Here is a 17,115-nt window from a genome sequence, read left to right on the forward strand (position 1 = left end):
GTGTGACCACGGCCGCCCGGCATGCGCATGCGGCCGGGCGGCCGGGGTACGGCGGCGCCCGCGCGCTCAGACGTTGACGGTCTTCACCTTCGGCGAGCCGGGAAGCTCCTCCGCGGCCTTGCACAGGGCCGGGATGTGCGACCGGTCGGAGGTGACGAGCAGCACCGGAGGGGCGCACAGCGCTGCTGTGGCGACGACGAGGGCGTCCACGAGGCATTCGTGACCGTCGAGGCCGGACACGTCCAGCAGAGTCTTCGCGGCCTCTGTCACCGCGTCGTTGACCGGCTTCACGTCGAACCGGGACAGCAGGAACCGCAGCCGCTTGGCGGCCTCGCCCGTCCGGCGCACTTCCAGGGGCGTCAGAGCGGACAGCGCCACTCGGCGGCCGGTCTGCTGGGCGACCTCGATGCGTGCGCGCATGCCCTCATCGCCGTCGACGTGCTGTGAAAGCCCTTGAGCGTCCAGGACGAGCGTGCCTTCACTCTTGGCCGCGACCTTGAGGCGCTTGCTCACCACTCCTGTTCCGCCTGCCGCCGCGCTTCCGCGGAGACGGGGCCGAACGCCTTGCGGTCGGCTGCGACCACCTCGCGGAGCTTGGCCGCCGCGAGCATTCCTGTCCACTGCGGGGCCGGCTCAGTCCTCCGCGGGCTCCCGCGCCGCCTCCGGGGCCCCGTGGACGGTGCGGACGCAGTGGGTCAGGAGGCTCAGGCCGGCCACGAGGAGGGCGCCGGAGACGGTCCAGCCCAGGCCCAGGGTCAGCGGGCTGCCGGGCTTGTGCCAGGGGCGGGCGGTCGTGAGCAGCCAGCCGCCGACCGCCAGCAGGCCCAGCCCGAGGGCGGCGGGGAGGGCGGTGGCCTCGTCGTCGCCGCGCTGCTCGCACGAGGTTCCGCTCACGGGATCACCAACTCCAGGAATCGCTACGGGCGCACGGGCAGGTGCCTATCTTCGCAGCGGTTCGGCGGGTTCCGCACGGGTCGTCCGCCGGGTGGGATTCCGGGCATGCCGGAGGTCCGGTACTCCGCCCCCCGGGGGCACCTCCCAGCGGTGGCTGGGGGAGGGGGAGTACCGGACCTCGCGGAGACCGGGTGGGTCAGAGGACGCGGACGGCGCCGGTCGGCATGTCGTAGCTCAGCGGGCGCTCGACGATGCCCGTGCTGGGGTTCTGCGCGCCGACGAACTTGCCGCCGCCGACGTAGATGGCGACGTGGTAGGCGCTGCCCTTGGGGCCCCAGTACAGGATGTCGCCCGGCTGGAGGTTGCTCAGCGACACCGAGGTGCCGGCGAGGGACTGGTCCTGGGAGGTGCGGTCCAGGGAGATGCCGGCCTGGCGGTAGGCGGCCTGGACCAGGCCCGAGCAGTCGTACGCGGAGGGGCCGGTGGCGCCCATCACGTAGGCCTTGCCGACCTGGGCGTAGGCGAAGTTGATGATGGCCGCGGCGGAACCGGTGGCGGAGGAGCGTCCCTTGACGGTGGCGCCGCTGCCGTCGTCGGCGGCGGAGGCGTTGGTCAGGGAGGAGCGGCCGGAGCTGCGGTTGGCGCGCTCGGCCTCGGCCTTGCGGTCGGCCTCCTGCTTCGCCTTCTGCTCGGCGGCCTTCTGGGCGTCTTCCTTCGCCTGCTTCGCCTCGGCGGCGGCACCCGTACGGGCGCTCTCCTCCTGGGCGTTCAGCTCGCCGGTGACGGCGGCCTCCACGGCGGCGACGCGGGTGTTCTCGGCGGCCGTGTTGACGGCGTTGGACACCTCGGTGCCGAGGTCCAGGCTGAGGACCGGCATCTCCAGCGTCGTCTCGGCCACGGGCTCGGTAGACGGGGACGCGCTCGCGGTGCCGGCCATGGCCAGGGTGCTGAGGACGCCACCGGCAACTCCGGCGCGGACCGCGAGCTTCGAGGCGCTGCGGCGGGGCTTCCGGTGGCTGGGTATGTGAGCGGTGTGGGACATGGGACAACCGCTATCAGGGGTCCAGGGTCACCTTCAAGAAACGTGGTCTGCGCCACAGTTGCGGGAAAGGCCGGGCAACCGGGCGCGCCGCGCCTCTTATTGACGCCGTAACGGACGTATCGGACACCCCCTCGCAAGGCTGTGATCATGGGGTTTCAGCAATAAGTCCGGATTGATCCACCGCCTACCATCCAGTCGCACAGATGGCCAAGCCTCCTTTTTGAGGGTCATGATCCATGTGTCGCAGGTCACAGTTACCTGCCGCCGTGAGGGCGCTGTGGCCGGCCCGTGATCCGACCGTGAACTCGCCGTGCGGTTCGCGGCGCCGGGGCGGGGTACCAGCCCCCGGCGCGGGGCGCGGGTGCGGGGCTCGTGAACGTTCGTGAACGGATGCACAGCTTCTCCGCGCGGCGCCGCCGTCCACTTCCGTACCGCCGGACCCCCCGGGCGGGGGAGGCGGATTCCTTTATCACCCCGGTCGGCCTGTCGCCAATTTGCCTGTAGCGCCCACTCTTTGATAATGCAAGGCCGCTTCCACCTGCGGCGACGAGGCCGGATGTCACCTTTGGTGATCATGTGGATGCCTTGCGTATGAAGATCACCACTCTTCGGCCTTCATGATCGTTCGTCAGGTGGTGGAGATCACAAACTCGGTGTTGTTACCCGTGTCGCAGATCACAGACCGGCAGGCATAAGATGCGCACCAGTCCGGCTTGTGAACTGCCTCACATGCGATCGCCCCCGCTCCAGCGGCCGCGGTCTCCCGGGGCGGCTCCCCCCGGCCACCGCTGGGAGGGCCCCAACGCCGGCGCAGCGGTCCAACGGTCAAGGACGACTGGAAGGAGCGAGGAGCGTGAATGCCTACGCACCCATCCTCGTGCTCGGCGCCATCGGCGCAGGGTTTGCGATCTTCTCCGTGGTCATGGCCACGCTGATCGGCCCAAAGCGGTACAACCGGGCGAAGCTTGAGGCGTACGAGTGCGGCATCGAGCCCACCCCGACGCCCTCCGGTGGCGGTCGCTTCCCCATCAAGTACTACCTCACGGCGATGCTCTTCATCGTCTTCGACATCGAGATCGTCTTCCTCTACCCCTGGGCCGTCACCTTCGACTCCCTGGGGATCTTCGGGCTCGTCGAGATGCTGCTCTTCGTGCTCACCGTCTTCGTCGCCTACGCATACGTCTGGCGCCGCGGCGGCCTGGAATGGGACTGAGGGGCTGAATTTTCCATGGGACTGGAAGAGAAGCTGCCGAGCGGCTTCCTGCTGACCACCGTCGAACAGGCCGCGGGCTGGGTGCGCAAGGCATCCGTCTTCCCGGCCACCTTCGGCCTCGCCTGCTGCGCCATCGAGATGATGACCACCGGCGCCGGCCGCTACGACCTCGCCCGCTTCGGCATGGAGGTCTTCCGCGGCTCCCCGCGCCAGGCCGACCTGATGATCGTCGCCGGCCGGGTCAGCCAGAAGATGGCGCCGGTGCTGCGGCAGGTGTACGACCAGATGCCCGCCCCCAAGTGGGTCATCTCCATGGGGGTCTGCGCCTCCTCGGGCGGCATGTTCAACAACTACGCGATCGTCCAGGGCGTCGACCACATCGTCCCGGTGGACATCTACCTCCCCGGCTGCCCGCCCCGCCCCGAGATGCTCATCGACGCGATCCTCAAGCTCCACCAGAAGATCCAGGGCTCCAAGCTCGGCGTGAACCGGGAAGAGGCGGCGCGCGAGGCGGAGGAGGCGGCCCTCAAGGCCCTCCCCACCATCGAGATGAAGGGGCTCCTGCGGTGAGCGACGAACCCGCCGTGGAGAACGGCAACGGCAACAACGTCCCCGCCCCCCGGGCCGCCACCCCCGGACCCGAGGTGATCGGGGTCCGCAAGGGCATGTTCGGCGCCACGAACGGCGGCGACACCAGCGGCTACGGCGGCCTCGTCCGCACCGTGGCCCTGCCCGGCGCGAGCTCCCGCCCCTACGGTTCCTACTTCGACGAGGTCGCCGACGAGCTGGAGGGCGCCCTGGAGGAGCAGGACCTGCTCCCGGAGAACGCCATCGAGAAGGTCGTCGTCGACCGCGGCGAGATGACCCTGCACATCGCCCGCGAACACCTGGTGCGGGTGGCCTCCACCCTGCGCGACGACCCGGCCCTGCGCTTCGAGCTGTGCACCGGCGTCAGCGGCGTGCACTTCCCCGACGACAAGGGCCGCGAGCTGCACGCCGTCTACCACCTGCGCTCCCTCACCCACGGCCGGATCGTCCGGCTGGAGGTGTCGGTGCCCGACGGCAACCCGCACCTCCCCTCGCTCGTCGCGGTCTACCCGACCAACGACTGGCACGAGCGCGAGACGTACGACTTCTTCGGCCTGGTCTTCGACGGCCACCCCGCCCTCACGCGGATCATGATGCCGGACGACTGGCAGGGCTTCCCGCAGCGCAAGGACTACCCGCTCGGCGGCATCCCCATCGAGTACAAGGGCGCCCAGATCCCGGCTCCCGACCAGCGGAGGTCGTACAGCTGATGTCCCACACCCCCAACGCCGCCGACCACGCGGCCTCCCGCGAGACCACCGAAGGCACCGTCTACACCGTCACCGGCGGCGACTGGGACGAGATCGTCCAGTCCGCGGCCAAGGCGGACGACGAGCGCATCGTCGTCAACATGGGCCCCCAGCACCCCTCCACCCACGGCGTGCTCCGCCTGATCCTGGAGATCGACGGCGAGACGGTCACCGAGGCCCGCTGCGGCATCGGCTACCTGCACACCGGGATCGAGAAGAACCTCGAATTCCGCAACTGGACGCAGGGCACCACCTTCGTCACGCGCATGGACTACCTGACGCCGTTCTTCAACGAGACGGCGTACTGCCTCGGCGTCGAGAAGCTCCTCGGCATCACCGACCAGATCCCCGACCGGGCCACCGTCATCCGCGTCCTGCTGATGGAGCTCAACCGGCTCTCCTCCCACCTCGTGTGCATCGCCACCGGCGGCATGGAGCTGGGCGCGACCACGATCATGATCTACGGATTCCGGGACCGCGAGCTGATCCTCGACGTCTTCGAGCTGATCACCGGCCTGCGCATGAACCACGCCTTCGTCCGCCCCGGCGGCCTCGCCCAGGACCTGCCCCCCGGCGCGGTCGACCAGCTGCGCGAGTTCGTCAAGACGATGAAGAAGAACCTGCCGGAGTACGACAAGCTCGCCACCGGCAACCCCATCTTCAAGGCCCGCATGCAGGACGTCGGCTACCTCGACCTGGCCGGCTGCATGGCCCTCGGCGCCACAGGACCGATCCTGCGCTCCGCCGGCCTGCCGCACGACCTGCGCAAGACCGACCCCTACTGCGGCTACGACAGCTACGAGTTCGACGTCCCCACCACCGAGAGCTGCGACTCCTACGGGCGGTTCCTGATCCGCCTGGAGGAGATGCGCCAGTCGCTGCGGATCGTCGAGCAGTGCCTGGACCGGCTGGAGCCCGGCCCGGTCATGGTCGCCGACAAGAAGATCGCCTGGCCGGCGCAGCTCGCCATGGGCCCCGACGGCCTCGGCAACTCCCTCGACCACATCAAGAACATCATGGGCACCTCCATGGAGGCCCTCATCCACCACTTCAAGCTGGTGACCGAGGGCTTCCGGGTCCCCGCCGGGCAGGCCTACGCGGCCGTCGAGTCCCCCAAGGGCGAACTCGGCGTCCACGTGGTCTCCGACGGAGGCACCCGCCCCTACCGGGTCCACTTCCGCGACCCGTCCTTCACCAACCTGCAGGCCATGGCGGCGATGTGCGAAGGCGGCCAGGTCGCCGACGTCATCGTCGCCGTCGCCTCCATCGACCCCGTGATGGGAGGCGTCGACCGATGACGGCCGATGCAGTGAACACGGGCATCAGCCTCGGGATGCCGCAGCTCCCCGCCCCCGACTTCCCCGCCGAGGTGCGCGCCCGGCTCGAAGCGGACGCGCAGGAGATCATCACCCGCTACCCCGACAGCCGCTCCGCGCTGCTGCCGCTGCTGCACCTGACGCAGTCCGAGGAGGGCTACGTCTCCCGCACCGGCATCCGGTTCTGCGCCGAGGTCCTCGGCCTGACCACCGCCGAGGTCACCGCGGTCGCCACCTTCTACACGATGTACCGGCGGCGGCCCTCCGGCGACTACCAGGTCGGGGTCTGCACCAACACCCTGTGCGCGGTGATGGGCGGCGACGCCATCTTCGCCGAGCTCCAGGAGCACCTCGGGGTCGGCAACAACGAGACCACCCCCGACGGCAAGGTCACGCTGGAGCACATCGAGTGCAACGCGGCCTGCGACTACGCCCCCGTGGTGATGGTCAACTGGGAGTTCTTCGACAACCAGACCCCCGAGTCCGCCAAGGCCCTCGTCGACGACCTGCGCGCCGGCCGCCCGGTCGAACCGACCCGGGGCGCGCCGCTGTGCACGTACAAGGACACCGCCCGCATCCTGGCGGGCTTCCCCGACGAGCGCGAGGGCGCGGTGGAGGCGAGCGGCGGCGCGGGCCCCGCCTCCCTGATCGGCCTGCGCATCGCCCGCGGCGAGTCCCCGCACGCCCCGGTCGTCCGCCCGCGCGCCGAGACCGGTACCGAGGGAGGGGAGTGATGTCGGTGTCGTCCAAGGAAACTCATGGGGGCACCTCCCAGCCGGAGGCTGGGGGAGGTACGAGCCCGGAGAAGCTGCTCGCACCCGTCCTGTCGGCGTTCTGGGACGAGCCCGAGTCGTGGACGCTGGCGACCTACCGGCGCCACGAGGGCTACGAGGGTCTGCGCAAGGCCCTCGCGATGACCCCCGACGAGGTGATCGCCTACGTCAAGGACTCGGGACTGCGCGGACGCGGCGGCGCCGGCTTCCCCACCGGGATGAAGTGGCAGTTCATCCCGCAGGGCGACGGCAAGCCGCACTACCTCGTCGTGAACGCGGACGAGTCGGAGCCCGGAACCTGCAAGGACATCCCCCTCCTCTTCGCCAACCCGCACTCCCTCATCGAGGGAATGATCATCGCCTGCTACGCGATCCGCTCCGAGCACGCCTTCATCTACCTGCGCGGCGAGACCGTGCCGGTGCTGCGGCGGCTGCACGAAGCCGTGCGCGAGGCGTACGCGGCCGGATACCTCGGCAAGGACATCGACGGCAGCGGACGCAACCTCGACATCACGGTGCACGCGGGCGCGGGCGCGTACATCTGCGGCGAGGAGACGGCACTGCTCGACTCCCTCGAAGGCCGGCGCGGCCAGCCCCGGCTGCGTCCCCCCTTCCCCGCGGTCGAAGGCCTCTACGCCTGCCCCACTGTCGTGAACAACGTCGAGTCCATCGCCTCGGTTCCCGCGATCCTGAGCAAGGGCAAGGACTGGTTCAAGGCGATGGGGACGGAGAAGTCCCCCGGCTTCACCCTCTACTCCCTCTCCGGGCACGTCGCCGGCCCCGGCCAGTACGAGGCCCCCCTCGGCATCACCCTGCGCCAGCTCCTCGACATGAGCGGCGGCATGCGCCCCGGACACCGGCTGAAGTTCTGGACCCCCGGCGGCTCCTCCACCCCCATGTTCACCGACGAGCACCTCGACGTCCCGCTCGACTACGAGGGCGTGGGCGCGGCCGGCTCCATGCTCGGCACCAAGGCCCTCCAGTGCTTCGACGAGACCACCTGCGTGGTGCGCGCCGTCACCCGCTGGACCGAGTTCTACGCCCACGAGTCCTGCGGCAAGTGCACCCCCTGCCGCGAGGGCACGTACTGGCTCGTCCAGCTGCTGCGCGACATCGAGGCCGGCAAGGGCGTCATGTCCGACCTCGACAAGCTGAACGACATCGCCGACAACATCAACGGCAAGTCCTTCTGCGCGCTCGGCGACGGCGCGGCCAGCCCGATCTTCTCCTCCCTGAAGTACTTCCGCGCGGAGTACGAGCAGCACATCACCGGGAAGGGCTGCCCCTTCGACCACCGGAAGTCGACCCTGTGGGCCGACGGCCCGGCAAAGAACTCCGAGGTGAACGCATGACCGTCGCCACCAGTGCCCCCGCCGGCGGCGGCGAGGCCGCCAAGCCGCCGCAGGACGACCTGGTCACGCTGACCATCGACGGCGCCCAGCTGTCCGTGCCCAAGGGGACCCTCGTCATCCGGGCCGCCGAACAGCTCGGCATCGAGATCCCCCGGTTCTGCGACCACCCCCTCCTCGACCCGGCCGGCGCCTGCCGCCAGTGCATCGTCGAGGTCGAGGGCCAGCGCAAGCCGATGGCCTCCTGCACCATCACCTGCACCGACGGCATGGTCGTGCGCACCCAGCTGACCTCCGAGGCCGCTGACAAGGCCCAGCGCGGGGTGATGGAGCTGCTGCTCATCAACCACCCGCTGGACTGCCCCGTCTGCGACAAGGGCGGCGAATGCCCCCTGCAGAACCAGGCGATGTCGCACGGCAACGCCGAATCCCGGTTCGAGGGCCGCAAGCGGACCTACGAGAAGCCCGTCGCGATCTCCACGCAGGTGCTGCTGGACCGCGAGCGGTGCGTGCTGTGCGCGCGCTGCACCCGCTTCTCCAACCAGGTCGCCGGCGACCCGATGATCGAGCTGCTGGAACGCGGCGCGCTCCAGCAGGTCGGCACCGGCGAGGGCGACCCGTTCGAGTCGTACTTCTCCGGCAACACCATCCAGATCTGCCCCGTCGGCGCCCTCACCTCGGCCGCCTACCGGTTCCGCTCCCGCCCGTTCGACCTCGTCTCCTCGCCGAGCGTGTGCGAGCACTGCGCGGGCGGCTGCGCGACCCGGACCGACCACCGGCGCGGGAAGGTAATGCGCCGCCTCGCCGCCGAGGACCCCGAGGTCAACGAGGAGTGGATCTGCGACAAGGGCCGCTTCGCGTTCCGTTACGCGCAGCGCCCGGACCGGCTGACCACCCCGCTGGTGCGCGGGGCCGACGGGGTCCTCGCCCCGGCGAGCTGGCCCGAGGCCCTGGAGGCCGCCGCCAGGGGGCTCACCGCGGCGCGCGGCCGGGCGGGGGTGCTGACCGGCGGCCGGCTGACCGTCGAGGACGCCTACGCGTACGCCAAGTTCGCCCGGGTGGTGCTCGACACCAACGACATCGACTTCCGGGCCCGCGTGCACAGCGCGGAGGAGACCGACTTCCTGGCCGCCTCCGTCGCCGGCACCGGCAAGGACCTCGACGGCACGGGCGTCACCTACGCCTCCCTCGAGGCGGCCCCGGCCGTCCTGCTGGCCGGCATCGAGGCCGAGGAGGAGGCCCCCGGGGTCTTCCTGCGGCTGCGCAAGGCCCACCGCAAGCGGGGCCAGAAGACGTACGCCCTCGCCCCGTTCGCCACCCGGGGCCTGACCAAGGCGGGCGGCACCCTGCTGGCCGCCGCCCCCGGCACCGAACCCGAGTGGCTGGACGCCCTGGCCTCCCGCACCGGGCTGGAGGAGGGCGGCGCCGAAGCGGCCGAGGCGCTCCGCCGGCCCGGGGCCGTCCTCGTCGTCGGGGAGCGGCTCGCGGGGGTGCCCGGCGCGCTGACCGCCGCCGTACGGGCGGCCACCGCGACCGGCGCCCGGCTGGTGTGGATCCCGCGCCGGGCCGGGGAGCGGGCCGCCGTCGAGGCGGGCGCGCTGCCGTCCCTGCTGCCGGGCGGCCGCCCGGCCACCGATCCGCGGGCCCGCGACGAGGTCGCCGCCGCCTGGGGGCTGGAGTCGCTGCCGCACCGCTACGGCCGCGACACCGGCCAGATCGTCGAGGCCGCCGCCACCCGTGAGCTGTCCGCGCTGCTGGTCGCGGGCGTCGAGGTCGCCGACCTGCCGGACCCGCAGCGGGCCCGGACCGCGCTGGAGGAGGCCTTCGTGGTCTCCCTGGAGCTGCGGCCCGGGGAGGTCACCGACCACGCGGACGTGGTCCTGCCGGTCGCCGCCGTCGCCGAGAAGGCGGGCACGTTCATCAACTGGGAGGGCCGGGTCCGCCCCTTCGAGGCGGCCCTCAAGCCCGACCAGATGACCCGCCGCCTCGCTCCGGCCGACGCCCGCGTGCTGCACATGCTGGCCGACGCCGCCGGCCGGCCGATCGCCCTGCCCGACGTGCACGCCGTGCGCCGGGAGCTGGAGCGGCTCGGCCCCTGGGAGGGCGACCTCGCCCCCGAGCGGTCCACCGGTTCGGTGCCGCTGCCCCGGCCCGGCGCGGGCGAGGCCGTACTCGCCGGCCACCGCCTGCTGCTGGACCTGGGCCGGCTCCAGGAGGGCGACGAGGCCCTGGCCGGGACCCGGCACGAGGCCGCGGCCCGCCTCTCGGCCGCCACGGCCGCCGAGACCGGCGTCAAGGACGGCGACCTCCTCGCCGTCACCGGCCCGGCCGGCTCGGTGGAACTCCCGCTGCGGATCACCGGGATGCCCGACCGGGTCGTGTGGCTCCCCCTGAACTCCACCGGCTCCGGCGTCCTCGCCGACACCGGCGCCCTGCCCGGCACCCTCGTCCGCATCGGACCGGCGCCGGCCCCGGCCGCCCCCGCCAAGGAGGTGCGAGCGTGACCAGCCTCGCCCACATCGCGGCGCAGCAGCCGCACGTCCTCGCCGCCGAGGACCTGTCCCTGTTCGGCAGGGACGTCTGGTGGCTCGTCCTGCTGAAGGCGGTGTTCTGCTTCGCCTTCCTGATGGTGACCGTGCTGTTCTCCATCGTCTGGGAGCGCAAGGTCGTCGCCTGGATGCAGCTGCGCATCGGCCCCAACCGGCACGGGCCCTGGGGCATGCTCCAGTCCCTCGCCGACGGCGTGAAGCTGATGCTGAAGGAAGACGTCATCGTCAAGCGGGCCGACAAGGTGGTGTACGTCCTGGCGCCGGTCATCGCGGCGATCCCGGCGTTCATGGCCATCGCGGTGATCCCGTTCGGCCCGTCCGGCAACGAGGTCTCGATCTTCGGGCAGCGCACCACGATGCAGCTGACCGACCTGCCGATCGCGATGCTGTACGTCCTGGCCGTGGCCTCGGTCGGCATCTACGGCATCGTGCTGGCCGGCTGGTCCTCGGGCTCGACCTATCCGCTGCTCGGCGGCCTGCGCTCCTGCGCGCAGATGATCTCGTACGAGATCGCGATGGGCGCGGCCTTCGCCTCGGTCTTCCTCTACTCCGGGTCCATGTCGACCTCGGCGATCGTGGAGGCGCAGGCGGACCGCTGGTACATCGTGCTGCTGCCGGTGTCGTTCATCATCTACGTGATCACGATGGTCGGCGAGACCAACCGCGCCCCCTTCGACATGCCGGAGTCCGAGGGCGACCTGGTCGGCGGCTTCAACACCGAGTACTCCTCCATCAAGTTCGCGCTGTTCATGCTGGCCGAGTACGTCAACATGGTCACCGTCTCGGCGGTCTCGGTCACCCTGTTCCTGGGCGGCTGGCGCGCCCCGGCACCGATCTCCACGTACTGGGAGGGCGCGAACCACGGCTGGTGGCCGATGCTCTGGTTCGTCATCAAGGTGCAGCTGCTGCTGTTCTTCTTCATCTGGCTGCGCGGCACGCTGCCCCGCGTGCGCTACGACCAGCTGATGAAGCTCGGCTGGAAGGTGCTGATCCCGGTCTCCGTGGTCTGGCTGATGCTGGTCGCCACCGTCCGGGCGCTGCGCAACGAGCGCTACGACTTCTCGGAGATCGTGCTCTACGTCGGCGGGGCCGTCGTGGCGATCCTGCTGCTGACCGCCGTCGCCGACCACTTCCGCGACAAGCGGGAGAAGACGGCCGCCGCGCAGGCGGGGCAGGCCGCGGCCGCCGAGCCCTTCGACCCGATGGCGGGCGGCTTCCCCGTACCGCCCAAGCCCGGCCAGCACCTGGCACCCGTACCGCGCAGGCGGTCCCGCGCCGAGCGGGAGCTGATTGTCAGTGGCGGGACGAATACTGACAGTGACCGAGAGGAGGGTTGAGACGTGTCTGACGAGTCGTCCGAAAAGTGGCAGAACCCGGTGGCCGGCTTCGGCGTGACCTTCAAGGCCATGTTCAAGAAGCGCCTCACCGAGCAGTACCCGGAGCAGGAGAAGACCACCGCTCCGCGCTTCCACGGAAGGCACCAGCTCAACCGGCACCCCGACGGTCTGGAGAAGTGCATCGGGTGCGAGCTGTGCGCCTGGGCCTGTCCCGCCGACGCGATCTACGTGGAGGGCGCGGACAACACCGAGGAGGAGCGCTACTCCCCGGGTGAGCGGTACGGGCGGGTCTACCAGATCAACTACGCCCGCTGCATCCTGTGCGGGCTGTGCATCGAGGCCTGCCCGACCCGGGCGCTGACGATGACGAACGAGTTCGAACTGGCCGACTCCAGCCGCGAGTCGCTGATCTACACCAAGGAGCAGCTGCTGGCCGGGCTGACCGAGGGCATGGTCGACACCCCGCACTCGATCTTCCCGGGCATGGACGAGCAGGACTACTACCGGGGGCTGGTGACGGGCGCCGCGCCCGGCACCGAGCGGCAGGTGGCGGTCTCCAAGGGCGAGGTCCCGGCCTCGAACGGCGCCGGGAACGGCGCTCCGGCCGAGGGGGTCGGAGCATGAGTGCCCTCGCGGCCGCCGCCACCACGACCTCCACCGGCGAGGCCCTGCAGTTCTGGGTGCTCGCCGCCGTCGCCGTCATCGGCGCGCTCTGCACCATCCTGATGAAGAAGGCCGTGCACAGCGCCCTGTGCCTGGCCGGGACGATGATCGTCCTCGCGGTGTTCTACCTCGCCAACGGGGCCTACTTCCTGGGCGTGGTCCAGGTCGTCGTCTACACCGGCGCCATCATGATGCTGTTCCTCTTCGTGGTCATGCTCGTCGGCGTCACGGCGGCGGACTCGCTGAAGGAGACCATCAAGGGACAGCGCTGGCTGGCCGTTCTGTGCGGGCTCGGCTTCGGCATCCTGCTGATCGCCGGCCTCGCCAACGCGAAGCTGACCCACTTCAACGGCCTCGGCCGGGTCAACTCCGCGGGCCACGTCGAGGGCCTGGCCCAGCTGATCTTCACCCGCTACATCTTCGCCTTCGAGATCACCGGCGCCCTGCTGATCACGGCGGCCGTCGGCGCCATGGTCCTCACCCACCGCGAGCGCACCGAGCGGGCCGCCACCCAGCGCGAGCTGTCCGAGAAGCGCGTCCGCGAGGGCGTGCAGGTCCCGCCGCTGCCGGCCCCCGGCGTCTACGCCCGGCACAACGCCGTGGACATCGCCGGCCTGCTCCCCGACGGCACCCCGTCCGAGCTGACCGTCAACAAGACGCTGCGTGCCCGCGGCCAGATCCGCGACGTGTCCACCGAGGCCCTGGACGACCTCAAGGCGCTGGAGCAGCGCTCCGCGGAGCGCCTCGGCCGCGACTCCCGAGAGGAGGCCTCGAAGTGAATCCGGTCAACTACCTGTACCTGGCCGCCCTGCTGTTCACCATCGGCGCGGCCGGCGTCCTCATCCGGCGCAACGCCATCGTGCTGTTCATGTGCGTCGAGCTGATGCTCAACGCCTGCAACCTCGCGTTCGTGGCCTTCTCCCGGATGCACGGCAACCTCGACGGCCAGATCATCGCGTTCTTCACGATGGTCGTCGCCGCCGCGGAGGTCGTGGTGGGCCTCGCGATCATCGTGTCGCTGTTCCGTACCCGCCACTCGGCCTCGGTCGACGACGCCAGCCTGATGAAGCTGTAAGGGGCCTTCACCGTGGAGAATCTGATCGCGCTCCTGGTGGGCGCACCCCTGCTCGGGGCGGCGGTGCTGCTGTGCGGCGGCCGGCGCCTCGACAAGGCCGGCCACTGGCTCGGGACCCTGCTCGCCGCGGTCTCCTTCGGCATCGGCGTGGTCCTCTTCGCCGGCATGCTGGGCCGCGGGGCCGAGGACCGCACCCTGCACCAGCACCTGTTCAGCTGGGTGCCGGTGGAGGGCTTCCAGGCGGACCTCGCCTTCCAGCTCGACCAGCTGTCGATGACCTTCGTCCTGCTGATCTCCGGCGTGGGCACGCTCATCCACGTGTACTCGATCGGGTACATGGAGCACGACGAGCGCCGCCGCCGCCGCTTCTTCGGCTACCTCAACCTGTTCGTCGCGGCGATGCTGCTGCTCGTCCTCGCCGACAACTACCTGCTGCTGTACTTCGGCTGGGAGGGCGTCGGCCTCGCCTCGTACCTCCTGATCGGCTTCTGGCAGCACAAGCCCAGCGCGGCCACCGCCGCGAAGAAGGCCTTCCTGGTCAACCGGGTCGGCGACATGGGCCTTTCGATCGCCATCATGATCATGTTCACCACCTTCGGGACCTTCGCCTTCGGCCCGGTCCTCGCGAACGCCGGCAAGACCTCCGAGGGCACGCTGACGGCGATCGGCCTGATGCTGCTCCTGGCGGCCTGCGGCAAGTCGGCCCAGGTGCCGCTGCAGTCCTGGCTCGGTGACGCGATGGAGGGCCCGACCCCGGTCTCGGCCCTCATCCACGCCGCGACGATGGTCACCGCGGGTGTGTACCTGATCGTCCGCTCCGGCGCGATCTTCAACGCGGCGCCCGACGCGCAGCTGGCCGTCACCGTAGTCGGCGCGGTCACGCTGCTGTTCGGTGCGATCGTCGGTTGCGCCAAGGACGACATCAAGAAGGCCCTCGCCGGGTCGACCATGTCGCAGATCGGCTACATGGTCCTCGCCGCGGGCCTGGGCCCCATCGGCTACGTCTTCGCGATCATGCACCTGGTGACGCACGGGTTCTTCAAGGCCGGCCTCTTCCTCGGCGCGGGTTCCGTCATGCACGGGATGAACGACGAGGTGGACATGCGCAAGTACGGCGGCCTGCGCACCTACATGCCGGTCACCTTCGTCACCTTCGGCCTCGGCTACCTCGCCATCATCGGCTTCCCGGGCCTGTCGGGCTTCTTCTCCAAGGACAAGATCATCGAGGCGGCCTTCGCGAAGGGCGGCACCGAGGGCTGGATCCTCGGCGGCGCCGCCCTGCTGGGCGCGGGCATCACCGCCTTCTACATGACCCGGGTCATGCTCCTCACCTTCTTCGGCGAGAAGCGCTGGCAGCCGGCCCCCGACGCGGACGAGGCGCCGAGCGCCGAGCCGGCCGCGGAGCACCAGGCCGGCGGCCGGATGCCCCACCCGCACGAGTCCCCGAAGTCCATGACCATCCCGATGATCGTGCTGGCCTTCGGCTCGGTCTTCGCGGGCGGCTTCTTCGGACTCGGCGACCGCTTCCTGAAGTGGCTGGAGCCGGTCACCGGGCACGAGCACGGCAACCCGCCGGTCGGCGCCCTGACGGTCACCCTCTCCACGATGGCGGTCCTCGTCGTCGGCGTCGCCATCGCCTGGTCGGTGTACGGCCGCCGGCCCGTCCCGGTGACCGCCCCGCGCGGCTCGTTCCTCACCAGGGCGGCCCGCCGGGACCTGTTCCAGGACGACTTCAACCACGTCGTCCTCGTGCGCGGCGGAGAGCACCTGACCCGCTCGCTCGTGTACGTCGACCACAGCCTGGTCGACGGAGTGGTCAACGGGACGGCCGCCTCCGTCGGCGGGCTCTCCGGCCGGCTGCGCAGGCTGCAGAACGGCTACGCCCGCAGCTACGCGGTCTCGATGTTCGGGGGCACGGCGATCCTGATCGCCGCGACCCTGCTGATGAGGGCGGTGTGACATGACTTTCCCGCTTCTGACGGTGACGGCCGCGCTCCCCGCGGTCGGCGCGGTCCTCACCGCCGCCGTCCCGGCCAAACAGCGCACCGCCGCCAAGTGGCTCGCGCTGCTGTTCTCCCTGGCGACGCTGGCGTCGGCCGTGCTCGTCGCGGTCCGCTTCGAGCCCGGCGGCGCCCGCTACCAGCTCACCGAGTCCCACGCCTGGATCGCCGACTTCGGCGTCCGCTACGAACTGGGCGTGGACGGCATCGGGGTGGCGCTCATCGCGCTCACCGCCCTGCTGATCCCCTTCGTGATCGGGGCCGGCTGGAACGACGCCGACCCCCTGGAGACCAACTCGTCGCGCTGGCGCCCCACCCAGGGCTTCTTCGCCCTGATCCTGCTGGTCGAGGCGATGGTGGTGATCTCCTTCGAGGCCACCGACGTCTTCCTCTTCTACATCTTCTTCGAAGCCATGCTCATCCCGATGTACTTCCTCATCGGAGGCTTCGGGGACCGGGCACACGCCGGCAGCGACGAGAACGCCGCCGCCCAGCGCTCGTACGCGGCGGTCAAGTTCCTCCTCTACAACCTGGTCGGCGGCCTCATCATGCTGGCCGCCGTCATCGGGCTGTACGTGGTCGCCGGGAACTTCTCCCTCCAGGAGATCGCCGCCGCCCGCGCCGCGGGCACCCTCGACATGGCGACCAACACCGAGCGGCTGCTCTTCCTCGGCTTCTTCTTCGCCTTCGCCGTGAAGGCCCCGCTGTGGCCGCTGCACACCTGGCTGCCCAACGCCATGGGCGAGGCCACCGCCCCGGTCGCCGTACTGATCACCGCGGTCGTCGACAAGGTCGGCACCTTCGCGATGCTCCGCTTCTGCCTCGGCCTCTTCCCCGAGGCCAGCAAGTGGGCCACCCCCGTGATCCTCGTCCTGGCCCTGGTCAGCATCGTCTACGGCGCACTGCTCGCGGTCGGACAGCGGGACATCAAGCGGCTGGTCGCCTACGCGTCGATCTCGCACTTCGGCTTCATCATCCTGGGCATCTTCGCGATGACCTCCCAGGGCCAGTCGGGCGCGACGCTCTACATGGTCAACCACGGGATCTCCACGGCGGCGCTGATGCTGGTCGCCGGCTTCCTGATCTCGCGGCGCGGCTCGCGGCTCATCGCCGACTACGGCGGTGTCCAGAAGGTGGCCCCGGTCCTCGCCGGCACCTTCCTGATCGGCGGCCTCGCCACCCTGTCCCTGCCGGGCCTCGCCCCCTTCGTGAGCGAGTTCCTGGTCCTGGTCGGCACCTTCGCCCGGTACCCGGTCATCGGCGTCATCGCCACCATCGGCATCGTGCTGGCCGCCCTGTACACCCTGGTCCTCTACCAGCGGACCATGACCGGCCCCGTGAAGGAGGAGGTCCGCACCCTGCCGGACCTGCGCCCGCGGGAGCTCCTGGTGGTCGCCCCGCTCATCGCGCTGCTGATCGGGCTGGGCGTCTACCCGAAGGTGCTGACCGACATCGTCAACCCGTCGGTGCAGCACACGCTGTCGGACGTGAAGAAGACGGACCCCAAGCCCGAGGTGGCCGTGGAAGCCGAGCACATCGACAAGAAGGCGGCGGTCAAGTGAGCGCC

General features: G+C 70.5%; 16 protein-coding genes. 13 read left to right on the forward strand and 3 right to left on the reverse strand.

All coding sequences use genetic code 11. The annotated features are described in order from the left end of the window. Positions 1 to 66: 66 nt before the first annotated feature. The 3 genes from BX286_RS21585 to BX286_RS21595 all read right to left on the reverse strand — a co-directional run bounded on the left by BX286_RS21585 (position 67) and on the right by BX286_RS21595 (position 1,936). On the reverse strand, positions 67 to 513 hold the full coding sequence (locus BX286_RS21585) for a hypothetical protein (protein ID WP_100863106.1): 447 nt from the start codon (positions 511 to 513) through the stop codon (positions 67 to 69). A gap of 120 nt (positions 514 to 633) precedes the next feature. Then, complete coding sequence (locus tag BX286_RS21590; RefSeq protein WP_100863105.1) at positions 634 to 894, reverse strand: hypothetical protein; 261 nt, start codon at positions 892 to 894, stop codon at positions 634 to 636. Between the two features lie 196 nt (positions 895 to 1,090). Continuing rightward, complete coding sequence (locus BX286_RS21595) at positions 1,091 to 1,936, reverse strand: C40 family peptidase (RefSeq protein ID WP_079429232.1); 846 nt, start codon at positions 1,934 to 1,936, stop codon at positions 1,091 to 1,093. 853 nt (positions 1,937 to 2,789) lie between these two features. On the opposite strand from BX286_RS21595, the gene BX286_RS21600 reads away from it, so the two are divergent. The 13 genes from BX286_RS21600 to BX286_RS21660 are packed head-to-tail and all read left to right on the forward strand — an operon-like array spanning position 2,790 to position 17,110. After that, complete coding sequence (locus BX286_RS21600) at positions 2,790 to 3,149, forward strand: NADH-quinone oxidoreductase subunit A (protein ID WP_079429233.1); 360 nt, start codon at positions 2,790 to 2,792, stop codon at positions 3,147 to 3,149. 15 nt (positions 3,150 to 3,164) lie between these two features. Further along, complete coding sequence (locus BX286_RS21605) at positions 3,165 to 3,719, forward strand: NADH-quinone oxidoreductase subunit B family protein (RefSeq protein ID WP_079429234.1); 555 nt, start codon at positions 3,165 to 3,167, stop codon at positions 3,717 to 3,719. After that, positions 3,716 to 4,447 carry an NADH-quinone oxidoreductase subunit C gene (locus BX286_RS21610; protein ID WP_121016060.1) on the forward strand — a complete coding sequence of 244 codons (732 nt, stop codon included), beginning with the start codon at positions 3,716 to 3,718 and terminating at the stop codon, positions 4,445 to 4,447. Before BX286_RS21605 ends, BX286_RS21610 begins: the two co-directional genes overlap by 4 nt. Continuing rightward, positions 4,447 to 5,784, forward strand: coding sequence for an NADH-quinone oxidoreductase subunit D (locus BX286_RS21615; protein ID WP_079429236.1), 1,338 nt, complete (start codon positions 4,447 to 4,449; stop codon positions 5,782 to 5,784). Before BX286_RS21610 ends, BX286_RS21615 begins: the two co-directional genes overlap by 1 nt. Then, entirely contained in the window at positions 5,781 to 6,536 is a 756-nt protein-coding gene (gene nuoE / locus BX286_RS21620; RefSeq protein WP_121016062.1) for an NADH-quinone oxidoreductase subunit NuoE, read from the forward strand. Before BX286_RS21615 ends, nuoE begins: the two co-directional genes overlap by 4 nt. After that, positions 6,536 to 7,927, forward strand: a complete 1,392-nt coding sequence (nuoF, locus tag BX286_RS21625; RefSeq protein ID WP_079429238.1) for an NADH-quinone oxidoreductase subunit NuoF — start codon at positions 6,536 to 6,538, stop codon at positions 7,925 to 7,927. Before nuoE ends, nuoF begins: the two co-directional genes overlap by 1 nt. Further along, entirely contained in the window at positions 7,924 to 10,428 is a 2,505-nt protein-coding gene (locus BX286_RS21630; protein WP_121016064.1) for an NADH-quinone oxidoreductase subunit G, read from the forward strand. The genes nuoF and BX286_RS21630 overlap by 4 nt, the downstream gene beginning before the upstream one ends. Beyond that, positions 10,425 to 11,810, forward strand: a complete 1,386-nt coding sequence (gene nuoH, locus BX286_RS21635) for an NADH-quinone oxidoreductase subunit NuoH (protein ID WP_079429240.1) — start codon at positions 10,425 to 10,427, stop codon at positions 11,808 to 11,810. The genes BX286_RS21630 and nuoH overlap by 4 nt, the downstream gene beginning before the upstream one ends. A gap of 3 nt (positions 11,811 to 11,813) precedes the next feature. Continuing rightward, a complete protein-coding gene (gene nuoI / locus BX286_RS21640; RefSeq protein ID WP_121016066.1) occupies positions 11,814 to 12,434 on the forward strand; it encodes an NADH-quinone oxidoreductase subunit NuoI in 621 nt (206 codons plus the stop codon). Next, positions 12,431 to 13,252 (forward strand): NADH-quinone oxidoreductase subunit J, encoded by an 822-nt coding sequence (locus tag BX286_RS21645; protein ID WP_100863103.1) that lies wholly within the window; start codon positions 12,431 to 12,433, stop codon positions 13,250 to 13,252. Before nuoI ends, BX286_RS21645 begins: the two co-directional genes overlap by 4 nt. Next, a complete protein-coding gene (gene nuoK, locus BX286_RS21650) occupies positions 13,249 to 13,548 on the forward strand; it encodes an NADH-quinone oxidoreductase subunit NuoK (protein ID WP_045946785.1) in 300 nt (99 codons plus the stop codon). Before BX286_RS21645 ends, nuoK begins: the two co-directional genes overlap by 4 nt. A gap of 12 nt (positions 13,549 to 13,560) precedes the next feature. After that, entirely contained in the window at positions 13,561 to 15,507 is a 1,947-nt protein-coding gene (nuoL, locus tag BX286_RS21655; protein ID WP_121016068.1) for an NADH-quinone oxidoreductase subunit L, read from the forward strand. A gap of 1 nt (position 15,508) precedes the next feature. Continuing rightward, entirely contained in the window at positions 15,509 to 17,110 is a 1,602-nt protein-coding gene (locus tag BX286_RS21660) for an NADH-quinone oxidoreductase subunit M (protein ID WP_121016070.1), read from the forward strand. Positions 17,111 to 17,115 lie beyond the last annotated feature (5 nt).

Origin of the sequence: Streptomyces sp. 3211.6, from assembly GCF_003634815.1 — a bacterium.
GTDB classification, from domain to species: Bacteria; Actinomycetota; Actinomycetes; order Streptomycetales; family Streptomycetaceae; genus Streptomyces; species Streptomyces katrae_A.

Bases quoted from the DNA above. Each gene is read 5' to 3' on its own strand.
- BX286_RS21595 (WP_079429232.1), bottom strand. From the start codon at position 1,936: ATGTCCCACACCGCTCACATACCCAGCCACCGGAAGCCCCGCCGCAGC.
- BX286_RS21605 (WP_079429234.1), top strand. From the start codon at position 3,165: ATGGGACTGGAAGAGAAGCTGCCGAGCGGCTTCCTGCTGACCACCGTC.
- BX286_RS21615 (WP_079429236.1), top strand. From the start codon at position 4,447: ATGTCCCACACCCCCAACGCCGCCGACCACGCGGCCTCCCGCGAGACC.
- nuoE (WP_121016062.1), top strand. From the start codon at position 5,781: ATGACGGCCGATGCAGTGAACACGGGCATCAGCCTCGGGATGCCGCAG.
- nuoF (WP_079429238.1), top strand. From the start codon at position 6,536: ATGTCGGTGTCGTCCAAGGAAACTCATGGGGGCACCTCCCAGCCGGAG.
- BX286_RS21630 (WP_121016064.1), top strand. From the start codon at position 7,924: ATGACCGTCGCCACCAGTGCCCCCGCCGGCGGCGGCGAGGCCGCCAAG.
- BX286_RS21645 (WP_100863103.1), top strand. From the start codon at position 12,431: ATGAGTGCCCTCGCGGCCGCCGCCACCACGACCTCCACCGGCGAGGCC.
- BX286_RS21660 (WP_121016070.1), top strand. From the start codon at position 15,509: ATGACTTTCCCGCTTCTGACGGTGACGGCCGCGCTCCCCGCGGTCGGC.